The following is an 18,718-nucleotide window of genomic DNA, read 5'->3' on the forward strand; positions in this document are numbered from 1 at the left end:
TGGGAAGGTACGTCACCGATACGACGGCCATGACGGCCATGGCGGGCATGGCGGACATCGCGGACGAACCGGCGCCGCCCCGCCCGGCCGGACGCGCGCGAGGACCCCGATGTCGAGTGGGCGGCCCGCGAGTCCGGCCCGGGGGGTGCCACCCGAACGCCGCGCGCCACGCCGCCCCACCCCGGTAAATGCCCGATTTGTCCGTTTATCGGCTCTACGGTGCCCGGGTCAGTGTCCGTAGGCGGGGGGACGCGCGACGCGCCCCCGCCGGGCGCGGGTTGGGATGCCCATGAGTGGAATCAGCCGCAGAGGCGCGGCCCGGCTGGGCCTCGGTCTCGGCCTCGGAGCCGCCGCCGCCACGGTCGCCGGATGCGGCGGCACCCCCCACGAGGACCAGCCGCCCGCGGGGCCAGGCCGCCGCCCCGATCACGCGGCCCGCCCCCGGCAGGCGGCGCCCCGCCTCATCGGCGACGGCTCCACCTCGTACACCGGCAAGCAGCCGCGCCAGCCCGCCGCGCCCGTCCGCCTCGAACCGGGGCAGAAGCCCCCGCAGTTCGTCGTGTTCTCCTGGGACGGCGCCGGCGAGGTCGGCAACGGCCTCTTCCCGCGCTTCCTCGAACTCGCCCGGCAGCACGGCGCCCATATGACGTTCTTCCTGTCCGGCATCTACCTCCTGCCGGAGTCGAAGAAGCGCCTGTACGACCCGCCCAACAACCCCGTCGGCGCCTCCGACATCGGCTACCTCACCGACGCCCACGTCAAGGAGACCCTGACCTACGTCCACCAGGCGTGGAACGACGGGCACGAGATCGGCACGCACTTCAACGGCCACTTCTGCTCCGGCTCCGGCTCCGTCGCCCGCTGGACCCCGGCCCAGTGGCGCAGCGAGATCGAGCAGGCCCGCACGTTCGTCAAGACCTGGCGCACCAACACCGGCTGGCACGACCACCCCGCCCTGCCCTTCGACTACGACAAGGAACTCATCGGCGGCCGCACCCCCTGCCTCCTCGGCCAGGACAACCTGCTGCCCGTCGCCCGCGAACTCGGCTGGCGCTACGACGCCTCCTCGCCCGGCGGCGTCCAGCGCTGGCCCGACAAGCGCCACGGCGTCTGGGACCTGCCGCTCCAGGGCATCCCCTTCCCCGGGCACCGCTTCGAGGTCCTGTCGATGGACTACAACATCCTCGCCAACCAGTCGCGCAACACCACCCGCGCCCCCGCCCACAACTACCCCGGCTGGCGCCGCCAGGCCACCGAGTCCTACCTCGCCGGGTTCCACCGCGCCTACGAGACGAACCGGGTGCCCTTCTTCATCGGCAACCACTTCGAGGAGTGGAACGGCGGCATCTACATGGACGCCGTCGAGGCCGCCCTCAAGCACATCGCGGACAAGCCGGACGTGCGCCTGGTGTCCTTCAGGCAGTTCGTCGACTGGCTCGACGCGCAGGACCCCGCCGTCCTCGCCCGACTGCGCGAACTCGGCGTGGGGGAGCGTCCCGCGGGCGGCTGGTCCGCCTTCCTGCGCCCCGCGAAGGACAAGGCCACCGCGGGCAGGACCGCCCGATAGGGCAAGATCGAGTACGACGGACAGGTGCGCCATGACGAGAGGCGGAGCGATGAGCAGGCCGATCACCGCGGGGGTCGACGGATCGGACGAGAGCGCGGCGGCCGCCGCGTGGGCGGCCCGCGAGGCGGTGCGGCGCGACCTGCCGCTGCGCCTGGTGCACGTGGGGCAGCCGCTGCCCGACGCGCTCGCGGCGCTCGCCGAGGAGGACGCCCAACTGCGCTGGGCGCGCGACCTGCTGAGTGAGACCGAGCAGCGGCTCGCCGCACGCCACCCGGGGCTCCCCATCACCGCGGACGTCCTGGAGGAGGGCGCGGCCCGGACGCTGAGCGCGCTCACCGAGGATGCCGAACTCCTCGCGCTCGGCTCGCGCGGCCACGGCCCGCTCGTCGGCTTCCTGCTCGGCTCGGTCGGGCAGCAGGTCATCGCGCAGGCCGAGCGGCCCGTCGTCCTCGTCCGCTCCGACGACGCGGCGAGCGCCGAGGCCGCGGGGCGCGATGTCGTCGTCGGCCAGGAGGGCGACCCCGAGGACAGCGCGGGCGCCCTGGAGTTCGCGTTCCGTACGGCGTCCGCGCGCGGCGCGCGGGTGCGGGCGGTCCGCGCCTGGAGCCTGCCGCCGGTCTTCGCCTACAGCCCGGCCTCCCTGCAACTCCTCGATGAGTCGGGCGGCCTGGAGCCGTACGAGAGGAAGGCGCTCGGCGACGCGCTCGCGCCGTGGCGGGACCGCTTCCCCGAGGTGGACGTCGTCGAACACGTCGAGATCGGCAGCGCCGGGCAGGTCCTGCTGTCCGTCGCGCCCGAGGCCCAGCTCCTCGTCGTCGGGCGCCGCGCCCGGCGCACCGCCGTCGGCGCCCGCATCGGCTCGGTCGCCCACGCCGTGCTGCACCACGCGCCGTGCCCGGTCGCGGTGGTGCCGCACGCGTGAGCCGGCGGCTCAGTCGCCGGTGACGGACACCGCGCCCACCGGGCAGGCCCGTACCGCCTCCCTCACCATGGGCTGCCGCCCGGCCGCGTCCTCGTGGCCGGGCAGCAGCTCGCTGAACCCGTCGTCGTCCTGCGTGAAGACGTCCGGCGCGGTCAGCGCGCACATCCCGGCGCCGACACAGCGGTCCTTGTCGATCTCGATCCGCACGGTTCCTCCTGCGGGCAGTTCACGGATGGCGGGTCACCAGGCGACGGGCAGTTCGAGCATGCCCTGGATCGTGTCGCCCGGCTTGAACGGGATCTCCTCGGCGGGCGCCGCGAGCCGCAGCCCGGGGAAGCGGGCGAACAGCGAGGTCAGCGCGATGTCCAGCTCGGCCCGCGCCAGGTTCTGGCCCAGGCACTGGTGGACGCCGAAGCCGAACGCCACGTGGTGGCGCGCGGACCGGTCCCAGTCGAGGGCGTCCGGCTCCGGGAACGCGGCCGGGTCCCGGTTGATCAGCGCCGTGGAGAACGCGACGCCCTCACCGGCCCGGATCGTCACCCCGTCGGCCTCGATGTCGGCGTCGGCGACCCGGAACAGGCCGTCCGCGATGGACAGATAGCGCAGCAGCTCCTCCACGACGTTCGCCGTGGTCGTCTCTCCCGCGCGCAGCGCCGCGAGCCGGTCGGGGTGGCGCAGCAGCGTGAACGTACCGAGCGAGATCATGTTCGCGGTCGTCTCGTGCCCCGCGACCAGCAGGATCACCGCGAAGGCGACGAGCTGCTCGCGGGTCAGCGGGCCGCCGGGGGTGTCGCGGTGGATCAGCTCGTCGAGCAGGCCCTCGCCCGGGTCGGCGCGCTTGCGGTCGATCAGGTCACCGAGGTAGCCCTCCAGCGCGAGGCGGGCCTCTTCGACGTCCTCGGCGCGCGGTCCGCGCAGCAGGCGGCGCGAGCAGCCCTCGAAGAACTCGTGGTCGGCGTAGGGCACGCCGAGCAGGGAGCAGATGACCATGGACGGCACGGGCAGCGCGAACGAGCCGACCAGCTCGGCGGGCGGCCCCTCGCGCTCGACGGCTTCGAGGAGGGCGTCCACGGTCCGCTGGACGCCCGGCCGCAGCGCGGCGATCCGCTTCACGGAGAAGCTCGGGATGAGCAGCCTGCGCTGGGCGTTGTGCTCGGGGTCGTCCTCGCCGAGCAGCGCGACCTTGCGGGCGGCGGCGCGGGCGATGCGCTCGGTCGGCGCGGGGAAGTCGGGCCGCTTCCGGTCGCTGGACAGGCGCGGGTCGGCGAGCAGCGTCCGGGCGAGCGCGTGTCCGGTGACGAGATGGACGCGGCGCCCGTCGAACAGCGTGACGCGCTGGAGCGGCCGGCCGGAGCGCAGCGGCGCGTACCCGGCGGGCGGCTGGTAGGGGCAGCCCCGGTCCTGCGGGAAGCGGACCTCCTCGGGGGCCGGTCCGGGGGAGGGGGTGGTCATGGTGGAGGTGGTCGCGGTGGGGGTGTGGCGGGCCGGTTCCGTCGTGGACTCGGGCATGGATCGGATCGCCTCGCAGGGTCGGTCAGGTGGAGCGGGAGGTTCCGCGCTCCTTTCCCAATTGGATGCCTCGGGCATCTATCTGGTCGACGGGAAGACCGGCCAGTTCTCCGCGGCCCGGAACTGGCCGGGCCTTTTCGTACGCGTGCGGACCGCACCGCGTTCCCTCAGCTCGCACGGCCCGCCCGCGCCCGCGCCGCCCGCCCGGCCCTTACGCGCGCGGCCGGATCACGGCGCCGGCGCGACCGGAAAACGCGCCCCCGCCGCGTCATGCCTTGAGCGCGACGACCGCCTCGTCGGTGTACGGCAGGAACGTCAGCGTCTGATGGAAGTACAGCTCGATCCCGGTCGCGTCGTGCGCCGTGTAGCCGATCGCCAGATCCTCGCCGAGCCGCAGCTCGAAGTCGCCGCCGCGCGTGGACAGGACGAACGCCCCGTCGAGCGCGGGCGCCCAGATCAGCTCGCCGTCGAGGATGCGCCGGAGGTGGTTGGCGACGGGGTAGCCGTGGTCGGAGGTCTCGCTGACGGCCGTGTACGCGTCGGCGCCGAGCAGCAGCGTGTACGGCCCGTCGACGCCCGCGAGGCGCAGCGCGGTCAGCGCCCGGCTGATGGTGTCGGGGTAGTCGCGCGGCTCGGCCGGCAGGCTCAGCACCGGGTTCGAGGTGCGCTCGCGCAGGCCCTGGATGCCGGCCGCCGCGTACCCGTCGAAGACGGCCTGGTCCTCGGCGAACGCCATGGCCCGCGCCGCGTCCTTCACCGGCTGCCAGTCGGAGTCCCGTGAGCCGCGCTCCACGTCGTCCACCGCGGCCCGGCTCACCGTGAACGGCGCCCGCAGCTCCACCAGCGGCCGCACCCCGCGCAGCCGCGCCGACACGCCCGGCGTCGGCGGGGTGACGTCGGCCAGGTGCCCGGTGCCCACGGCCGCCAGCTCGGGCCCCTCAGGGCCGGTCACGTCCACGACGCGGCGCCCCGCCACATGGCGCTGGAACGTGCGCCGCGCCTCCTCCTCGATCTCGGCCCAGGCGGCGGGCGTGATCGGCGCGAGTTCCCGGTGCAGGTTCGTCGTCATGGTGCTCAGGCTCCTTTGAGGCTGCCGATGCCCAGCGAACCGCCCGCTCCGGGGGAGGGCGCGGGCGGCGGGTCGGGCAGGTCGTCGAGGAACGCGGCGCTCGGCACGTGGAACAGGCCGCCGGTCACCGCCGTGGAGAAGTCGAGGATGCGGTCGTGGTTGCCCGGCGGGTCGCCGAGGAACATGTTGCGCAGCATCCGCTCGGTGACGTCCGGCGTGCGCGCGTAGCCGATGAAGTACGTGCCGAACTCGCCGTCGCCGAGCGTTCCGAACGGCATGTTCTCGCGCACGATCTTCCGCTCGGTGCCGTCCTCGTCCACGATCGTGTTCAGCGCGACGTGCGAGTTCGACGGCTTCACGTCGTCGGGCAGCTCCACATTGGTGGACTTGGTGCGCCCGATGACCTTCTCCTGCTCGTCCGCGCCGAGCGCCTCCCAGGCCGCCATGTCGTGCAGGTACTTCTGCACGATGACGTACGAGCCGCCCGTGAACGGCGGGTCCTCGTCGCCGATCAGGACGGCCGCGTCGGCGTCCGGGCCCGTCGGGTTCTCCGTGCCGTCGACGAAGCCGAGCAGGTCCCGCTCGTCGAAGTAGGTGAAGCCGTGCACCTCGTCGACCACCCGGACGGCCGCCCCGAGCCGCCCGACGATCAGACGGGCCAGCTCGAAGCAGAGGTCCATGCGCCGCGCCCGCAGATGGAACAGCAGGTCACCGGGGGTCGCCGGGGCCATGTGGCGCGGCCCGGCGAGCGCCTGGAAGGGGTGCAGCTCGCGCGGGCGCGGGCCCGAGAACAGCCGGTCCCAGGCCATCGAGCCGACCCCGGCGAGGCAGCCCAGGTTGTCGTCGGGTGAGCGGAACGCGACGGAGCGCTGGAGCGCGGCCAGATCGCCCAGCGTCTCGCGCACGGCTCCCTCCCCGCCGGGGGAGACCGTGGCCACGAGGAACAGGGCGGCCCTCGCGGGAGGCGTCAGGACGGACTGCGGATCGAGCACAGGCGCTCCCGGCAGGAGTGGCGGCACAGGGCTGACCTTCGTCACCTTAGAGGCCGACGCGGAACGCGGCATGTGCGGCTGATGCGCCGGTGTGTCCGACCTCACCCCACTCGGGGCGGCCTTGGGTGTCCGTCGCGGCCGGTTCGCTGTTAGCCTTCGAAGCAGGCCCCGACCGTTCTCCCCCGTACGGTCGGGGTCCTTTTTTGTCCCGTGACACATGTCCCATCGGGACACGTGTCCCATTGAGACGTCAGAGAGGTACGGTGGAGAGGCGGGGGAGAGCGAGAACGACGAAGGAGTCGAGTCATGAAGGCGCTTCAGTACCGGACCGTCGGGTCAGCCCCCGAGGTCGTCACCGTCCCCGACCCGGCGCCCGGCCCCGGCCAGGTGCTCCTCGAGGTCACCGCCGCGGGCGTGTGCCACTCCGACATCGCCGTCATGAGCTGGCCTGCCGAGACCTTCCCGTACGAGCTTCCCCTCACCCTCGGCCATGAGGGCGTCGGCACGGTCGCCGCGCTCGGCGCCGGTGTCACCGGACTGGCCGAGGGCGACTCCGTCGCCGTGTACGGGCCCTGGGGCTGCGGCGCCTGCGCCAACTGCGCGCAGGGCAAGGAGAACTACTGCCTGCGCGCGGAGGAACTGGGCATCCGCCCGCCCGGACTCGGCGCCCCCGGCTCGATGGCCGAGTACATGCTCGTCGACGACCCGCGCCACCTCGTGCCCATCGACGGCCTCGACCCCGTCGCCACCGTGCCGCTCACCGACGCCGGCCTCACCCCGTACCACGCGATCAAGCGCTCGCTGCCCAAGCTCGTACCCGGCTCCACCGCCGTCGTCATCGGCACCGGCGGCCTCGGTCACGTCGCCATCCAGCTGCTGCGCGCCATGACCGCCGCCCGCGTCATCGCCCTCGACGTCTCCGAGGACAAGCTCGCCCTCGCCCGGACGGTCGGCGCCCACGAGGCGATCCTCTCGGACGCCGAGGCGGCCGGGAAGGTCAAGGAGCTGACCGGCGGGCGCGGCGCCGAGGCCGTCTTCGACTTCGTCGGCGTCCAGCCCACCGTCGAGACCGCGGGCGCGGTCGCCGCGATCGAGGGCGACGTCACCCTCGTCGGCATCGGCGGCGGTCTGCTGCCCGTCGGCTTCGGAGCGACGAACTTCGAGGTCAGCGTCACCGCCCCGTACTGGGGCAGCCGCTCCGAGCTGATCGAGGTCCTCGACCTCGCCCGCGCCGGGGCCGTCTCCGTGCACACCGAGACCTACTCCCTCGACGACGCCCCCGAGGCGTACGCCCGGCTGCACGACGGCAAGATCAACGGGCGCGCGGTCATCCTCCCCAACGGCTGAGACCAGCCGGAGAGCGTCGGTTTTCGGCCACGCAAGTGGTGCAGCGCTCAACTGTCGGCGTGGAGGGGCCTGTTCCAGGTGACGGGTGATCAATAACCTGAGCGTGACCGCCCGTCACCCAGCTCAGGGAGCCCCATGTCCACCGCGCAGATACCCGACATCCTCTCGCCGGAGTTCGCCGAGAACCCCTACCCCGCCTACCGCGCGATGCGCGAGTCCGCGCCCCTCATCTGGCACGAGGCGACGCAGAGCTGGATCATCTCGCGGTACGCGGACGTGGAGCGCGTCTTCAAGGACAGGGAAGGGCAGTTCACCACCGACAACTACGACTGGCAGATCGAGCCCGTCCACGGCAGGACCATCCTCCAGCTCAGCGGCCGTGAGCACGCCGTGCGCCGGGCGCTGGTCGCCCCGGCCTTCCGCGGCAGCGACCTCCAGGAGAAGTTCCTGCCCGTCATCGAGGCCAACTCCCGCGAGCTGATCGACTCCTTCCGCGCCACCGGCTCCGCCGACCTCGTCGGTGACTATGCGACCCGCTTCCCCGTGAACGTCATCGCGGACATGCTCGGGCTCGACAAGGCCGACCACGCCCGCTTCCACGGCTGGTACACCGCCGTCATCGCCTTCCTCGGCAACCTCGCGGGCGACCCCGAGGTCGCGGCGGCGGGGGAGCGTACCCGCGTCGAGTTCGCCGAGTACATGATCCCGATCATCCGCGCCCGCCGCGAGAACCTCGGCGACGACCTGCTCTCCACGCTGTGCGCCGCCGAGGTCGACGGCGTCCGCATGAGCGACGAGGACATCAAGGCGTTCTGCAGCCTGCTCCTCGCCGCCGGCGGCGAGACCACCGACAAGGCCATCGCCAGCATCTTCGCCAACCTGCTCACCCACCCCGAGCAACTGGCCGCCGTCCGCGCCGACCGCTCCCTCATCCCGCGCGCCTTCGCCGAGACCCTGCGCTTCACCCCGCCCGTCCACATGATCATGCGGCAGACGGCTGTGGACGTGGAACTGAGCGGCGGTACCGTGCCCGCGGGCGCCACCGTCACCTGCCTCATCGGCTCGGCCAACCGCGACGAGAACCGCTACAAGGAGCCCGACCGCTTCGACATCTTCCGCGAGGACCTGACGGCCACCACCGCGTTCTCCGCCGCCGCCGACCACCTCGCCTTCGCCCTCGGCCGGCACTTCTGCGTCGGCGCGCTGCTCGCCAAGGCCGAGGTCGAGATCGGCGTGGGCCAGCTCCTCGACGCCATGCCCGACGTCCGCCTCGCCGACGGCTTCGACCCGGTCGAGCAGGGCGTCTTCACCCGCGGCCCGCAGTCGCTGCCCGTCCGCTTCACGCCCGTGACGGCCTGAGGCGCGGCCCCGGCAGGGGTGTACGCTTGCCGCATGCGTTCTTCCTCGTGCCTGAACTGGTGGCGCCTCACATAGAGGCGGCCACACTCACGCACGTACAAGGGCCGTCCCCGGACGGCCCTTTTCTCTTCCCACCGGAAGCCATGCCGTCCCGAGAGCGGCCATGACCTTCTGACCCCGGGAGAGACCCATGAGCACCACCGAAGCCCCCGCCACCGACGCCCACGGCACCGTCGAATCGACTGGCACTGTCGGAACCGCCGGCGCTTCCGCCGCCCTCGACCTCTCCGGCGCGCGGGCCCGCAGCGCCGCGCTGGAGCGCCGCGTCGCCGAGGAGCCCGGCCGGTTCCGCGTCCTGACCGGCGACCGGCCCACCGGCCGCCTCCACCTCGGGCACTACTTCGGCACCCTGCACAACCGCGTCAGACTCCAGGACCTCGGCGTCCAGACCATGGTCCTCGTCGCCGACTACCAGGTCCTCACCGACCGCGACATCGCCGAGAACCTCACCGGACACGTCGAGGAACTGGTCCTCGACCATCTCGCCGTCGGCATCGACCCCGAGCGCTCCACGATCTTCACGCACAGCGCGGTCCCGGCCCTCAACCAGTTGCTGCTGCCGTTCCTCAGCCTCGTCTCCGTCGCCGAACTCGGCCGCAACCCCACCGTCAAGGACGAGATCGCCCACTCCCGGCAGTCCGCCGTCAGCGGCCTGATGTTCACCTACCCCGCCCACCAGGCCGCCGACATCCTCTTCTGCCATGCCGACCTCGTCCCCGTCGGCCAGGACCAGCTGCCCCACCTGGAACTCACCCGCACCATCGCCCGCCGCTTCAACGACCGCTACGGACACGGCACCCCGGTCTTCCCCGAACCCGAACCGCTGCTCTCCAGGGCGCCGCTGCTGCTCGGCACCGACGGCACCAAGATGAGCAAGAGCCGCGGCAACGCCGTCGCCCTGTCCGCCACCGCCGACGAGACGGCCCGCCTGCTGCGCGGCGCCCGCACCGACGCCGACCGGCGCATCACCTACGACCCGGACACCCGCCCCGAGGTCTCCTCGCTCGTCCTGCTCGCCGCGCTGTGCGAGGAACGCGACCCGCACGAGATCGCCGCCGAACTCGGCGACGGCGGCGGCGCCGCCCTCAAGCGCCGCGTCACCGACGCCGTCAACGAACGCTTCGCGCCGATCCGCGCCCGCCGCGCCGCCTACGCCCGGGACCGCGCCGTCGTCCACGACGTGCTGCGCGCCGGGAACGCCCGCGCCAACGAGATCGCCGAGACCACCCTCGCGGAGGTCCGCGCCGCGATGAACGCCCACTACTGAACAGGGGGCGGGCCGCCCCGGCGACGCGTCAGGGGCGGCCGCTCACTGCACGACGGGCGTGAAGCTCACCGGCAGCGAGGTCAGGCCCCGCATCCAGATCGACGGCCGCCACGTCAGCTCCTCCGGCTCCACCGCCAGCACGATGTCCGGCAGCCGGTCCAGCAGCGTCTCCACCGCCGTCCGCGCCATCACGTCCGCCAGCAGCGGCGCCGGGTAGGGGCAGCGGTGCTCGCCGTTGCTGAACGACAGATGCGCCGCGTTCTCCGCGCCCACATGCGACTCGGGCCAGATCTGCGGGTCCGTGTTGGCCGCGGCGAGCCCCAGCACCACGCAGTCGCCGGCGCGGATCTGCCGCCCGCCGAGCTGCGTGTCCCGTACCGCCCAGCGGCCGATGAAGTTCTGCGTCGGCGTGTCCAGCCACAGCACCTCGTTGAGGGCCTCGCCGACGCTGAGCCGGCCGCCCGAGACGTTCAGCGCGAACCGCTCGTCGGTCAGCAGCAGGCGCAGCGCGTTGCAGATCCAGTTGGCCGTCGGCTGTTGCGCGGCGGCGATCACCGAGATCAGGTCCTGGATGACCTCCTCGTCGCTCAGCCCCGCCGGGTGGTGGATCATCCGGGACGTCACGTCAGGACCCGGCCGCTCCCGCTTCTCCTTCACGAGCTGCTGGAGCCGCTCCCCGACCCGCGTGTACGCGGCGACCGGGTCGTCGCCCTCGGCCGCGTCCAGCGAGATCCGCAGATCGTCGACGAAGTCCTGGGTGTCGGCGCCCAGTTCGGGCATCCCGCACAGCTGCACCACCGCGAGCATCGGCAGGGCGTGCGCGTACGCCGTCATCAGTTCGGCCTGCCCGCTGCCCGCGAACCGGGCGATGAGCCGGTCCGCGATGTGCCCGCAGTCCCGCCCCAGTTCGAACTGGTCGACCTGTTCGAGCGCGTGCGTGATCACCCCGGCCCGGCGCCGGTGCTCCTCGCCCTCGGTGAACAGCACGGACGGCTGGTAGCCGACGAACGGCAGCAGCGGCCAGTCCGCGGGGATGTGCTCCCACTGGTTCCAGCGGCGCGAGTCACGGGCGAACAGCTCGTCGTGCGCGGTCACATAGCTGACCTCGGAGTAGCCGAGCACCAGCCACGCCGGGATCCCGCCGTCCAGCAGCACCGGCGCGACCGGCCCGTGCTCCCTGCGCAGCGCCCGGTAGAGCTGCGAGGGCGTCTGCTGGTACTCCAGGCCGCTCAGCGGCACGGCGCCCGCGTGCGCGGGGCAGCCGGGCGGCGGGGAAGGCATCTGCTCGGTCACGGTGTCGTCTCCTGGGCCATGGCCAGTTCGTAGAGGTGGTCCACGAGGGTGATCAGCACGTCCTTGCCGGACGATCTGACCCGCGCGTCGCAGTCGATCATCGGCACGTGCGCGGGCAGCGCGAGCGCCTGGCGGATCTCGTCGAGGGAGTGCCGCACCGGCTCGTCGTCGAACCGGTTGACCGCGACCACGAACGGCGTGCCGTGGTGCTCAAGACGGTCGATGGCGTACCAGGACTCGTCCATGCGCCGGGTGTCCACGAGCACGACCGCGCCGAGCGTGCCCGAGAACAGCCGGTCCCACAGGAACCAGAACCGTTCCTGCCCGGGCGCGCCGAACAAGTACAGGACCATGCGCTCGTTGAGGCTGATACGACCGAAGTCGAAGGCGACCGTGGTCGTCGTCTTCGCCGCGACGCCCGCCGTGGAGTCGACGCCGACCCCGGCCTGCGTCATGACCTCCTCGGTGTTGAGCGGGCGGATCTCGCTCACCGAGCGCACCAGCGTGGTCTTGCCGACGCCGAACCCGCCCACGACGACGATCTTCAGGCCGGTGTCCGCCGCGGCGCCGAGCGGTGTGCGGTGCGCGGGCAGCTCAGAGGTTGCGGAGCCCATGGAGCACCTCCTTGAGAAGGTCGGAATCGGGGAGTTCGGCGACGGCGGCGGCCGACCGCGGATGCCGTGCGGTGATCTTGCCGGTCGCCAGCAGGTCGCCGAGCAGGATGCGCACCACCGTGATGGGCAGCTGCAGCTCGGCGGCCAGCTCCACGACCGCCGTGGGGTGCCGGCACAGCTCCAGGATGCGGACGTGTTCCGACTGCATCCCGGCGGCCGGCTCGCACTCGCTGACCACCAGCGTCACCAGGTCGAAGGAGGTGTCGTCGGCGCGGGTCCTGCCGCCCGTGACCGTGTAGAGCCGGTCGGGGGCGCCGATGTCGACGGGCCGGCGCGGGGTCACGCGGTGCCGCTGGGGGTGGTGGCCTGGCGCGGCTCGGCGCGCAGATGCTCCCCGATCTGCTCGACCAGCTCCGTCATCTGGTGGCCGACGACGCCCGGGTCGGCGTCCTCGGCCGCGACGACCGCGAGGTGCGCGCCCTCGCCCGCGTCCACGATGAACAGCAGCCCGCCGTGGAACTCCGTCATCGAGTGGCGTACGCCGCCGCTGCCGTCGCCGAACTCCACCGACGCGCCCTGCGCGAGCGCCTGGATGCCCGAGCAGATCGCGGCGAGCTGGTCGGCCTGGTCCAGCGTCAGATGCTCGCTCCAGCACAGCTTCAGGCCGTCGCGGGAGAGCACCAGGGCGTGCCGGGTGCCGGGGGTGCGCTCCAGAAGGCTCTCCAGGAGCCAGGTCAGGCTGGTGTCAGTCGTCTGCATGGCGGGGTCGGGCGGTCAGCGGTCCGGACAGTGCCGGACACCGCCCGTTCCTCCAATCTCACGGTGTGGGGCGGGGGCTGGTGGATGGTCCTGCGGGCCCGTGCGGGCCGCGCGCTACTCGGCGTCGGGCTCGCCGTCCCTGGCCTTGTTGCGGGCGCGGTGGAAGGCGCCGAAGCGGGAGCCGGCGTCCCGGCCGGGCTTCGTCTCGCGCGCGGGGGCCGCGGGGCGCTCGCGCTCCTTGTCGGCGGCGGCCATGGTCCGCCCCGGCGGGCGCACCGGCAGCCCGCCCGGCGTCGAGGCCGCGGGCTGCGCCGGGCGCGGCTCGGGCACGCCGTGCGCCCGCTCGTGGGTCTCGTACGGGAGGGAGCCCGCGCCGTCGGACAGGGCGAGGCCGGCGCCGAAAGTGTCGCCGCCGCCGGCGGGGCGGTCGAGCGCGGGGCGCGGGGCGATGAGCGCCTGCTCGTGCAGCGGCTCGCGCTGCTGGGCGAGCAACTGCGGCGGGAGCAGGACGACGACTCCGGTGCCGCCGCGCGAGGACGGCCGGAAGTTGACGTCGATGCGGTACTTCGCGGCGAGCCGGCCCACCACGGCGAGGCCGAGCCGGGTGCCCTGGAGCGAGGCCAGGTCGGTGACCTGTCCCGACACCGCTTCCTCGGCGCGGCGCATCGCGGCGTCGGCCATCTTCAGGCCGCTGTCCTCGATGGTGACGACGAGTCCGGCGGCGCGCTCCTCGACGTAGACGTGGACCTCGTCGATGGGCGGCGAGAAGTTCGCCGCGTTGTCCATCAGCTCGGCCAGCAGGTGCATGACGCCCTCGGCCGCGAACCCGGCGACCGCCGCGTTCGTCGCGCAGTGCAGGCGGACGCGCTGGTAGGCGGCGATGCGGCCGACGGCGCCGCGCAGCACGCTCTCCATCACGATCGGCTTGTTCCAGGCGCGGCTGGAGCGGCCGCCCATGAGCAGGGCGAGACGGTCGGTCATCAGGCCGAGCTGCGAGGTGGAGTGGTCGAGGCGCAGCAGGTCGCCGAAGACCTCCTCGCCGTGCCGCTCCTGCATACCGCGCAGGTCGGCGAGCATGCTGACGGCCTTGGCCTGGACGCGGCTGAGCGCCTTCGCGGAGGCGGCCTGGGCGGCGGCGCCGCGCCGCTCGCTCAGCGCCAGCTCGCGCAGGAACGCCTCGACGGGCACCCGCAGCAGCGGGTTGTCCGGCCAGCTCAGCTCGGCGAGCACGGTGTCGGCGGAGGCCCCCTCGCGCAGCCGCGCCACGGCCGCAGGGAACGTCACCTTCGTCAGATGGTCCAACTCGGCGGTGCCGCGCTCCACTTCGGCGCGCATCGCGTCCCGGTCGGCGGCGGCCCGCTGGGCCTCCCGCACCGCCTGCTCGACGCCGACCGTGAACTGGTCGAGCACCCGCCGCAGTTGGGGGTCGGAGGGCGGGGTGGGCAGCGACGCCACGCCCTCACCGGAGCGCAGCCGCTGCGCGACGCCCGGCAGCGTCGCGTGCACGAGCTGCGCGGCCTCGGCCGCCTGCCGGGTCAACGTGCCCTGCGCCTGCGAGAGTTCCTCCCGCGCCCGGGCCGCCGCGCGCCGCGAGCGGTCGAGCAGCGCGCCGTAGGCGAGCACGACGGCGGCGAGGCACACCCAGGCGACCGCGGCCGTCGTCACCGCCCAGGTGCGGGCGGCGTCCGGGGCGAGCGCCGCCGCGGCGCCGGCCGCCGCGGCCGCCACCACGAGCACGACCGCCCCGGTGCCGAGCGAGGAGCGCCCCGGCCTGGCTATCGCGCGCGGGCGGGGAGGAGCAGGCACTGACATTGCGCGGGTCCCTCGGTCCTTGAGTGCGGGAAGCGACGAGCCGACCGGTCGAGTCGGCTGCGGGTCCGGGCAGCGGCCACCGAAGAGGACGCCGATCTTCCGGACCGTTTGTGCGTTCATGCTAGTCATCACAGGCGGCCAACAGGCCGGACAAGACGGGCAGTCCGCCTGTCGCGGGAGTTCGTCGTGAAGTCGTCCTCGGCCGCCCCGCCCGTGATAGAGGTCGCACACCCGCGCGCACCCCTCGAAGGCGGAGGTCTCGGGCCCGGGCGGGCGCACACCCGGCGCGCGCCCCCGTAAGGTGCCGGGCACCACCGCCCGGGCCGCACGCCGTAGCGAACGTTTTCAGCCAACCTCGTGGCGATGAGGTGATCGTCGTACGGTCATCCCGTCCGCCCGGCGAGCAGGAACGACATGAGTGTCCGGGGTCTGCGCGCCTGCCGCCGGAGGGTGCCGGGCGGCGGCGGAGCGTGGCGGTCTTCGGGCGCCCGGAACTTTTTTTGAAGAGGTGCGCATGTGCGCGGTGATCCCGGGCAGTCGCTCGTAAGAGACAGCTTCACGCAGCCCCACCCCCCCCCGGGCGCTGAAGCGTTTGGCCCCGTCGCTTCCTCTCCCCCCTGGAAGCGGCGGGGCCGTCTTGTCGTAAGTCCGCAGCCGTGTCACAGGCCGTAGCGCCGGGTGCTGTGCTCCTCCTGCGCGAGCCGCCGCAGCGCGAGCAGCACCGGCTCGAACAGGACGGCCGCCGCGACCGCCGCCTCCGCCTTCTCGGCCGTGTCCTCGTACGTGTCGAGCCGGTCCAGGTCGAGGCGGGCGACCTCCTCCATGCGCCGCGCGTAGCCGGCGAGCACGTCGGGCCCGCACGCGTACCCGAGCCGGGTGAGCGTGGCGACCGTGCTGACCAGCGCGCGGTGGCTGGGGGAGAGGGCGCCGATCTCGCGCGCGTGCTCCCAGCCGAGATCCGCGAGGAGCCGGTCGACGTCGGCGGCGACCCGCCGCACCTCCGGATCGTCCGCGTCGGCGTCCGGCGGCTGCGGCAGCGCCCACAGCGCGGCGCCCACCCGGAACGTCGTGCCCAGCGCCTCGTCGTCGATGTGCCCGAGCACTTCGCGCGCCGTCGCCACCGGCACCCGCCCCACCTGGATCAGCGCCCGCACGAGCGAGAGGCGCCGTAGATGGGCCTCCTCGTACGCGGCCTGCGTCGCGCTCACCCGGCGGCCCGGCGGCAGCAGACCCTCGCGCAAGTAGTACTTGATCGTGCCCACCGGCACACCGCTGCGCTCGCTCAGTTCGCTCAGGCGCATCCCTTGTGCCCCTCCTTGGAAAGTGCCACTATCCAATCACATCGCAGGGCGAGGGACCGGGGGAGAAACGTGTCCACGACACCGCACATGGGCCGCACGACCGCAGCCGTCGACGGGGAGGTCGTCGTCTTCCTCATCGGCATGCGCATCAACCATTTCTGGGCGCTCCACCGCTGGCTCCCCGTCTTCTGCGCGATGCCGCTGATGCTCAGGGAACTGAGCCGCGACCGCTCCCTCGGCCTGCTCCACCGCATGCTCGGCACCGCCGGGCCGCGCGAGTACTACGTCGTGCAGTACTGGGAGTCGAAGGACAAGCTCCTCACCTACGCGGCCCGGCCCGACAAGCGCCACCGCCCCTGGTGGGCCCGGATCAACCGGTACGCGCGCCGCAGCGCCGGACACGTCGGCCTGTGGCACGAGACGTACGTCGTCCCCGCGGGCCGCTACGAGGCCATCTACGGCGACATGCCGCCCTACGGGCTCGGCAAGGCGTACGGCACGCGCCCGCTGCGCGACGGCGTCCAGGCCGCGGACCGCCTCGACGTCTGAGCCCGTACGCACCGTCACCCCGGGTGTATGCATCAGTGCGCAGCGTGGTGAAACGAGCCGTTCCGCGGGGCCGAATCGGCATTCGGCGCTTCGTGATGACAGGATTGCGCCATGGCAATCAAGACCTACTTCGACATCACGATCAACGACGAGCCCGCCGGGCGGATCACGTTCAACCTGTACGACGACGTCGTCCCGAAGACCGCGGAGAACTTCCGCGCCCTGTGCACCGGCGAGAAGGGCTTCGGCTACGCCGGCTCCTCCTTCCACCGCGTCATCCCGGAGTTCATGCTCCAGGGCGGTGACTTCACCGCCGGCAACGGCACCGGCGGCAAGTCCATCTACGGCGAGAAGTTCGCCGACGAGAACTTCGAGCGCAAGCACACCCGCCCGGGTCTGCTCTCGATGGCGAACGCCGGCCCGAACACCAACGGCTCGCAGTTCTTCATCACGACGGTCGTCACGGGCTGGCTCGACGGCAAGCACGTCGTCTTCGGCGAGGTCGAGGACGGCATGGACCTCGTGAAGAAGATCGAGTCCCTCGGCTCGCAGAGCGGCACCCCGAAGGCCAAGATCACCATCGCGGAGTCCGGCCAGCTCTGAGCCCGCCCGCGCACCGCGTACGGAGCCGGGAGGCAGCCCCCACGGGCCGCCTCCCGGCTCCTGCCGTCTCCGGCGGACGCTCCGGCGACCCCAACAGCCCCTCGCGCGCCCCGGGTTAAGGTCTCGGTCATCCGGAGGAGTGATCCACCACACGCTCCTCCCCGACCCGGGAGGCCCCGTGCGCCTGCGCACCCTGCCCACGCTGCTGCTCTCCGCCGCCCTGACGGCCGGCGCCCTCGCCGCGACCGCCGCCCCCGCGAGCGCCGCCACCGCGTCCTTCGAGGACCGGCTGCGCGCGATACCCGGGGTCACGGTCACCGGCGTGACGGACAAGGAGGGACACCCCCTCTACTCCCTGTCCATCGCCCAGCCCGTCGACCATGACCACCCCGAACGCGGCACGTTCCAGCAGCGGTTCACGCTCTGGCACAAGTCCACCGCCAAGCCCGTCGTCCTCTACACCGGCGGTTACGGACTCTCGTCCTCGACCCGCGAACCCACCACGATCCTCGACGCGAACCAGCTCAGCGTCGAGCACCGCTTCTTCGGCCCCTCCGTCCCGGCCGGCGGCACGCCCTGGGACAAGATGACGATCCAGCAGGAGGCCGCCGACGAGCACGGCATCGTCGAGGCCGTCAGACCGCTGTACGACAAGACCTCCAAGTGGCTCGCCACCGGCGGCTCGAAGGGCGGTATGACCGCCACCTACCACTACCGCTTCTACCCGCGCGACTACGACGGCGTCGTCGCCTACGTCGCCCCGAACGACGCGAACAACAACGACGACAGCGGCTACGAGGACTTCTTCGAGAACGTCGGCACCAAGGAGTGCCGCGACGCGCTCGCCGCCGTTCAGCGCGAGATGCTGGCCCGCCGCGAGGCGCTGCTGCCCAAGTTCGAGAAGACCGCGAAGGACGCCGGCTACACCTTCACGAACACCCTCGGCACCACCGACCGCGCCTACGAGTTCGCCGTCCTCGACCAGGTGTGGAACTTCTGGCAGACCGGCTCCGTCGACAACTGCCCCACCGTCCCCGACGCGCGGACCGTCTCCGACGACGACCTCTACCGGTGGTCCCTCGACCACGGCCTGTCCGTCTACGAGGACTCCACCCTCGGCGCCAACGGCAGCGGCCCCTACTACCGCCAGGCCGCCGCCCAACTGGGCTGGGCCGACCTGAAGTTCAAGAACCTCAAGGGCGTACGCCACTACCCCGGCCTGTACCAGCCGAACTCCGTGCTCCCCGCCGACATGCGCACCACCTACGACGGCGCCGTCGTCAAGGGCGTCGACAAGTGGGTCCGCAAGGACGCGCGGCGCATGCTGTTCGTGTACGGGCAGAACGACCCGTGGAGCGCCGAGCAGTTCACGCCGAGCAAGAACGACTCGTACAAGTACGTCGTGCCGAAGTCGAACCACAACGCGCGCATCGCCGCCCTGCCCGCCGACCAGAAGGACGCCGCGACGGCGACCTTGAAGCGGTGGGCCGGACAGTAGGACCGGGGTAGCACCAGTACTCGGCCCGCCGCCCCGCGAGGCGGCGGGCCGGATGCCAGGGGCCGGTCCCTAGGGCGTGTCCGCAAAGTCCCGCCTGCCCCACGACGCCTGGCACGCACTCTCGCCGCACCGGGCGTAAGGCCAAGTACATCCAGTACGAGGCCTTGCACCCGGCACGCCGAGAGCACGCACCAGAC

At 72.7% G+C, this 18,718-nt stretch carries 18 protein-coding genes; 8 read left to right on the plus strand and 10 right to left on the minus strand.

Translation table 11 applies throughout. The features are described from left to right. The first annotated feature begins 289 nt into the window (after positions 1 to 289). Together ACZ7LY_RS21860 and ACZ7LY_RS21865 are read left to right on the plus strand one after the other, a co-directional pair. Positions 290 to 1,567 carry a polysaccharide deacetylase family protein gene (locus ACZ7LY_RS21860; RefSeq protein ID WP_471626322.1) on the plus strand — a complete coding sequence of 426 codons (1,278 nt, stop codon included), beginning with the start codon at positions 290 to 292 and terminating at the stop codon, positions 1,565 to 1,567. Between the two features lie 49 nt (positions 1,568 to 1,616). Then, on the plus strand, positions 1,617 to 2,489 hold the full coding sequence (locus ACZ7LY_RS21865) for a universal stress protein (RefSeq protein WP_471626323.1): 873 nt from the start codon (positions 1,617 to 1,619) through the stop codon (positions 2,487 to 2,489). Positions 2,490 to 2,498: 9 nt separating this feature from the next. Here ACZ7LY_RS21865 and ACZ7LY_RS21870 read toward each other — a convergent pair whose 3' ends face one another. The 4 genes from ACZ7LY_RS21870 to ACZ7LY_RS21885 all read right to left on the minus strand — a co-directional run bounded on the left by ACZ7LY_RS21870 (position 2,499) and on the right by ACZ7LY_RS21885 (position 6,059). Continuing rightward, positions 2,499 to 2,696 carry a ferredoxin gene (locus ACZ7LY_RS21870; RefSeq protein WP_471626324.1) on the minus strand — a complete coding sequence of 66 codons (198 nt, stop codon included), beginning with the start codon at positions 2,694 to 2,696 and terminating at the stop codon, positions 2,499 to 2,501. Between the two features lie 33 nt (positions 2,697 to 2,729). Continuing rightward, positions 2,730 to 3,998, minus strand: a complete 1,269-nt coding sequence (locus ACZ7LY_RS21875; RefSeq protein WP_471626325.1) for a cytochrome P450 — start codon at positions 3,996 to 3,998, stop codon at positions 2,730 to 2,732. 268 nt (positions 3,999 to 4,266) lie between these two features. Continuing rightward, positions 4,267 to 5,067 carry a family 1 encapsulin nanocompartment shell protein gene (locus tag ACZ7LY_RS21880; RefSeq protein ID WP_471626326.1) on the minus strand — a complete coding sequence of 267 codons (801 nt, stop codon included), beginning with the start codon at positions 5,065 to 5,067 and terminating at the stop codon, positions 4,267 to 4,269. Between the two features lie 5 nt (positions 5,068 to 5,072). Beyond that, positions 5,073 to 6,059 carry a Dyp-type peroxidase gene (locus ACZ7LY_RS21885; RefSeq protein WP_471626327.1) on the minus strand — a complete coding sequence of 329 codons (987 nt, stop codon included), beginning with the start codon at positions 6,057 to 6,059 and terminating at the stop codon, positions 5,073 to 5,075. Positions 6,060 to 6,365: 306 nt separating this feature from the next. On the opposite strand from ACZ7LY_RS21885, the gene ACZ7LY_RS21890 reads away from it, so the two are divergent. From ACZ7LY_RS21890 to trpS, 3 genes are all read left to right on the plus strand, one after another. Continuing rightward, entirely contained in the window at positions 6,366 to 7,406 is a 1,041-nt protein-coding gene (locus tag ACZ7LY_RS21890) for an NAD(P)-dependent alcohol dehydrogenase (protein WP_471626328.1), read from the plus strand. Between the two features lie 135 nt (positions 7,407 to 7,541). Beyond that, positions 7,542 to 8,765: a cytochrome P450 gene (locus ACZ7LY_RS21895; RefSeq protein WP_471626329.1), complete on the plus strand. Its 1,224-nt coding sequence runs from the start codon at positions 7,542 to 7,544 to the stop codon at positions 8,763 to 8,765. A gap of 190 nt (positions 8,766 to 8,955) precedes the next feature. Further along, the gene (gene trpS / locus ACZ7LY_RS21900; protein ID WP_471626330.1) at positions 8,956 to 10,092 is read left to right on the plus strand and encodes a tryptophan--tRNA ligase; all 1,137 of its coding nucleotides are present in this window, start codon (positions 8,956 to 8,958) and stop codon (positions 10,090 to 10,092) included. A 42-nt stretch (positions 10,093 to 10,134) separates the two neighbouring features. Here trpS and ACZ7LY_RS21905 read toward each other — a convergent pair whose 3' ends face one another. From ACZ7LY_RS21905 to ACZ7LY_RS21930, 6 genes are all read right to left on the minus strand, one after another. Then, positions 10,135 to 11,373 (minus strand): cytochrome P450, encoded by a 1,239-nt coding sequence (locus ACZ7LY_RS21905; RefSeq protein ID WP_471626345.1) that lies wholly within the window; start codon positions 11,371 to 11,373, stop codon positions 10,135 to 10,137. 8 nt (positions 11,374 to 11,381) lie between these two features. Continuing rightward, positions 11,382 to 11,999, minus strand: a complete 618-nt coding sequence (locus tag ACZ7LY_RS21910; RefSeq protein ID WP_471626331.1) for a GTP-binding protein — start codon at positions 11,997 to 11,999, stop codon at positions 11,382 to 11,384. Next, on the minus strand, positions 11,980 to 12,342 hold the full coding sequence (locus ACZ7LY_RS21915; RefSeq protein ID WP_471626332.1) for a DUF742 domain-containing protein: 363 nt from the start codon (positions 12,340 to 12,342) through the stop codon (positions 11,980 to 11,982). The genes ACZ7LY_RS21910 and ACZ7LY_RS21915 overlap by 20 nt, the downstream gene beginning before the upstream one ends. Beyond that, positions 12,339 to 12,758: a roadblock/LC7 domain-containing protein gene (locus ACZ7LY_RS21920; protein WP_471626333.1), complete on the minus strand. Its 420-nt coding sequence runs from the start codon at positions 12,756 to 12,758 to the stop codon at positions 12,339 to 12,341. Before ACZ7LY_RS21920 ends, ACZ7LY_RS21915 begins: the two co-directional genes overlap by 4 nt. Positions 12,759 to 12,872: 114 nt before the next feature. Continuing rightward, complete coding sequence (locus ACZ7LY_RS21925; protein ID WP_471626334.1) at positions 12,873 to 14,570, minus strand: sensor histidine kinase; 1,698 nt, start codon at positions 14,568 to 14,570, stop codon at positions 12,873 to 12,875. A gap of 659 nt (positions 14,571 to 15,229) precedes the next feature. Further along, on the minus strand, positions 15,230 to 15,871 hold the full coding sequence (locus ACZ7LY_RS21930) for a MerR family transcriptional regulator (protein ID WP_471626335.1): 642 nt from the start codon (positions 15,869 to 15,871) through the stop codon (positions 15,230 to 15,232). Between the two features lie 87 nt (positions 15,872 to 15,958). Here ACZ7LY_RS21930 and ACZ7LY_RS21935 point away from each other — a divergent pair, with 87 nt between their 5' ends. The 3 genes from ACZ7LY_RS21935 (at position 15,959) to ACZ7LY_RS21945 (ending at position 18,521) form a co-directional block, all read left to right on the plus strand. Beyond that, the gene (locus ACZ7LY_RS21935; RefSeq protein ID WP_471626346.1) at positions 15,959 to 16,420 is read left to right on the plus strand and encodes a DUF4188 domain-containing protein; all 462 of its coding nucleotides are present in this window, start codon (positions 15,959 to 15,961) and stop codon (positions 16,418 to 16,420) included. 111 nt (positions 16,421 to 16,531) lie between these two features. Continuing rightward, positions 16,532 to 17,023 carry a peptidylprolyl isomerase gene (locus ACZ7LY_RS21940; protein WP_471626336.1) on the plus strand — a complete coding sequence of 164 codons (492 nt, stop codon included), beginning with the start codon at positions 16,532 to 16,534 and terminating at the stop codon, positions 17,021 to 17,023. Positions 17,024 to 17,201: 178 nt separating this feature from the next. Further along, positions 17,202 to 18,521 carry a S28 family serine protease gene (locus tag ACZ7LY_RS21945; RefSeq protein WP_471626337.1) on the plus strand — a complete coding sequence of 440 codons (1,320 nt, stop codon included), beginning with the start codon at positions 17,202 to 17,204 and terminating at the stop codon, positions 18,519 to 18,521. Positions 18,522 to 18,718: the final 197 nt, after the last annotated feature.

This window comes from Streptomyces sp. NPDC107550, assembly GCF_055639095.1.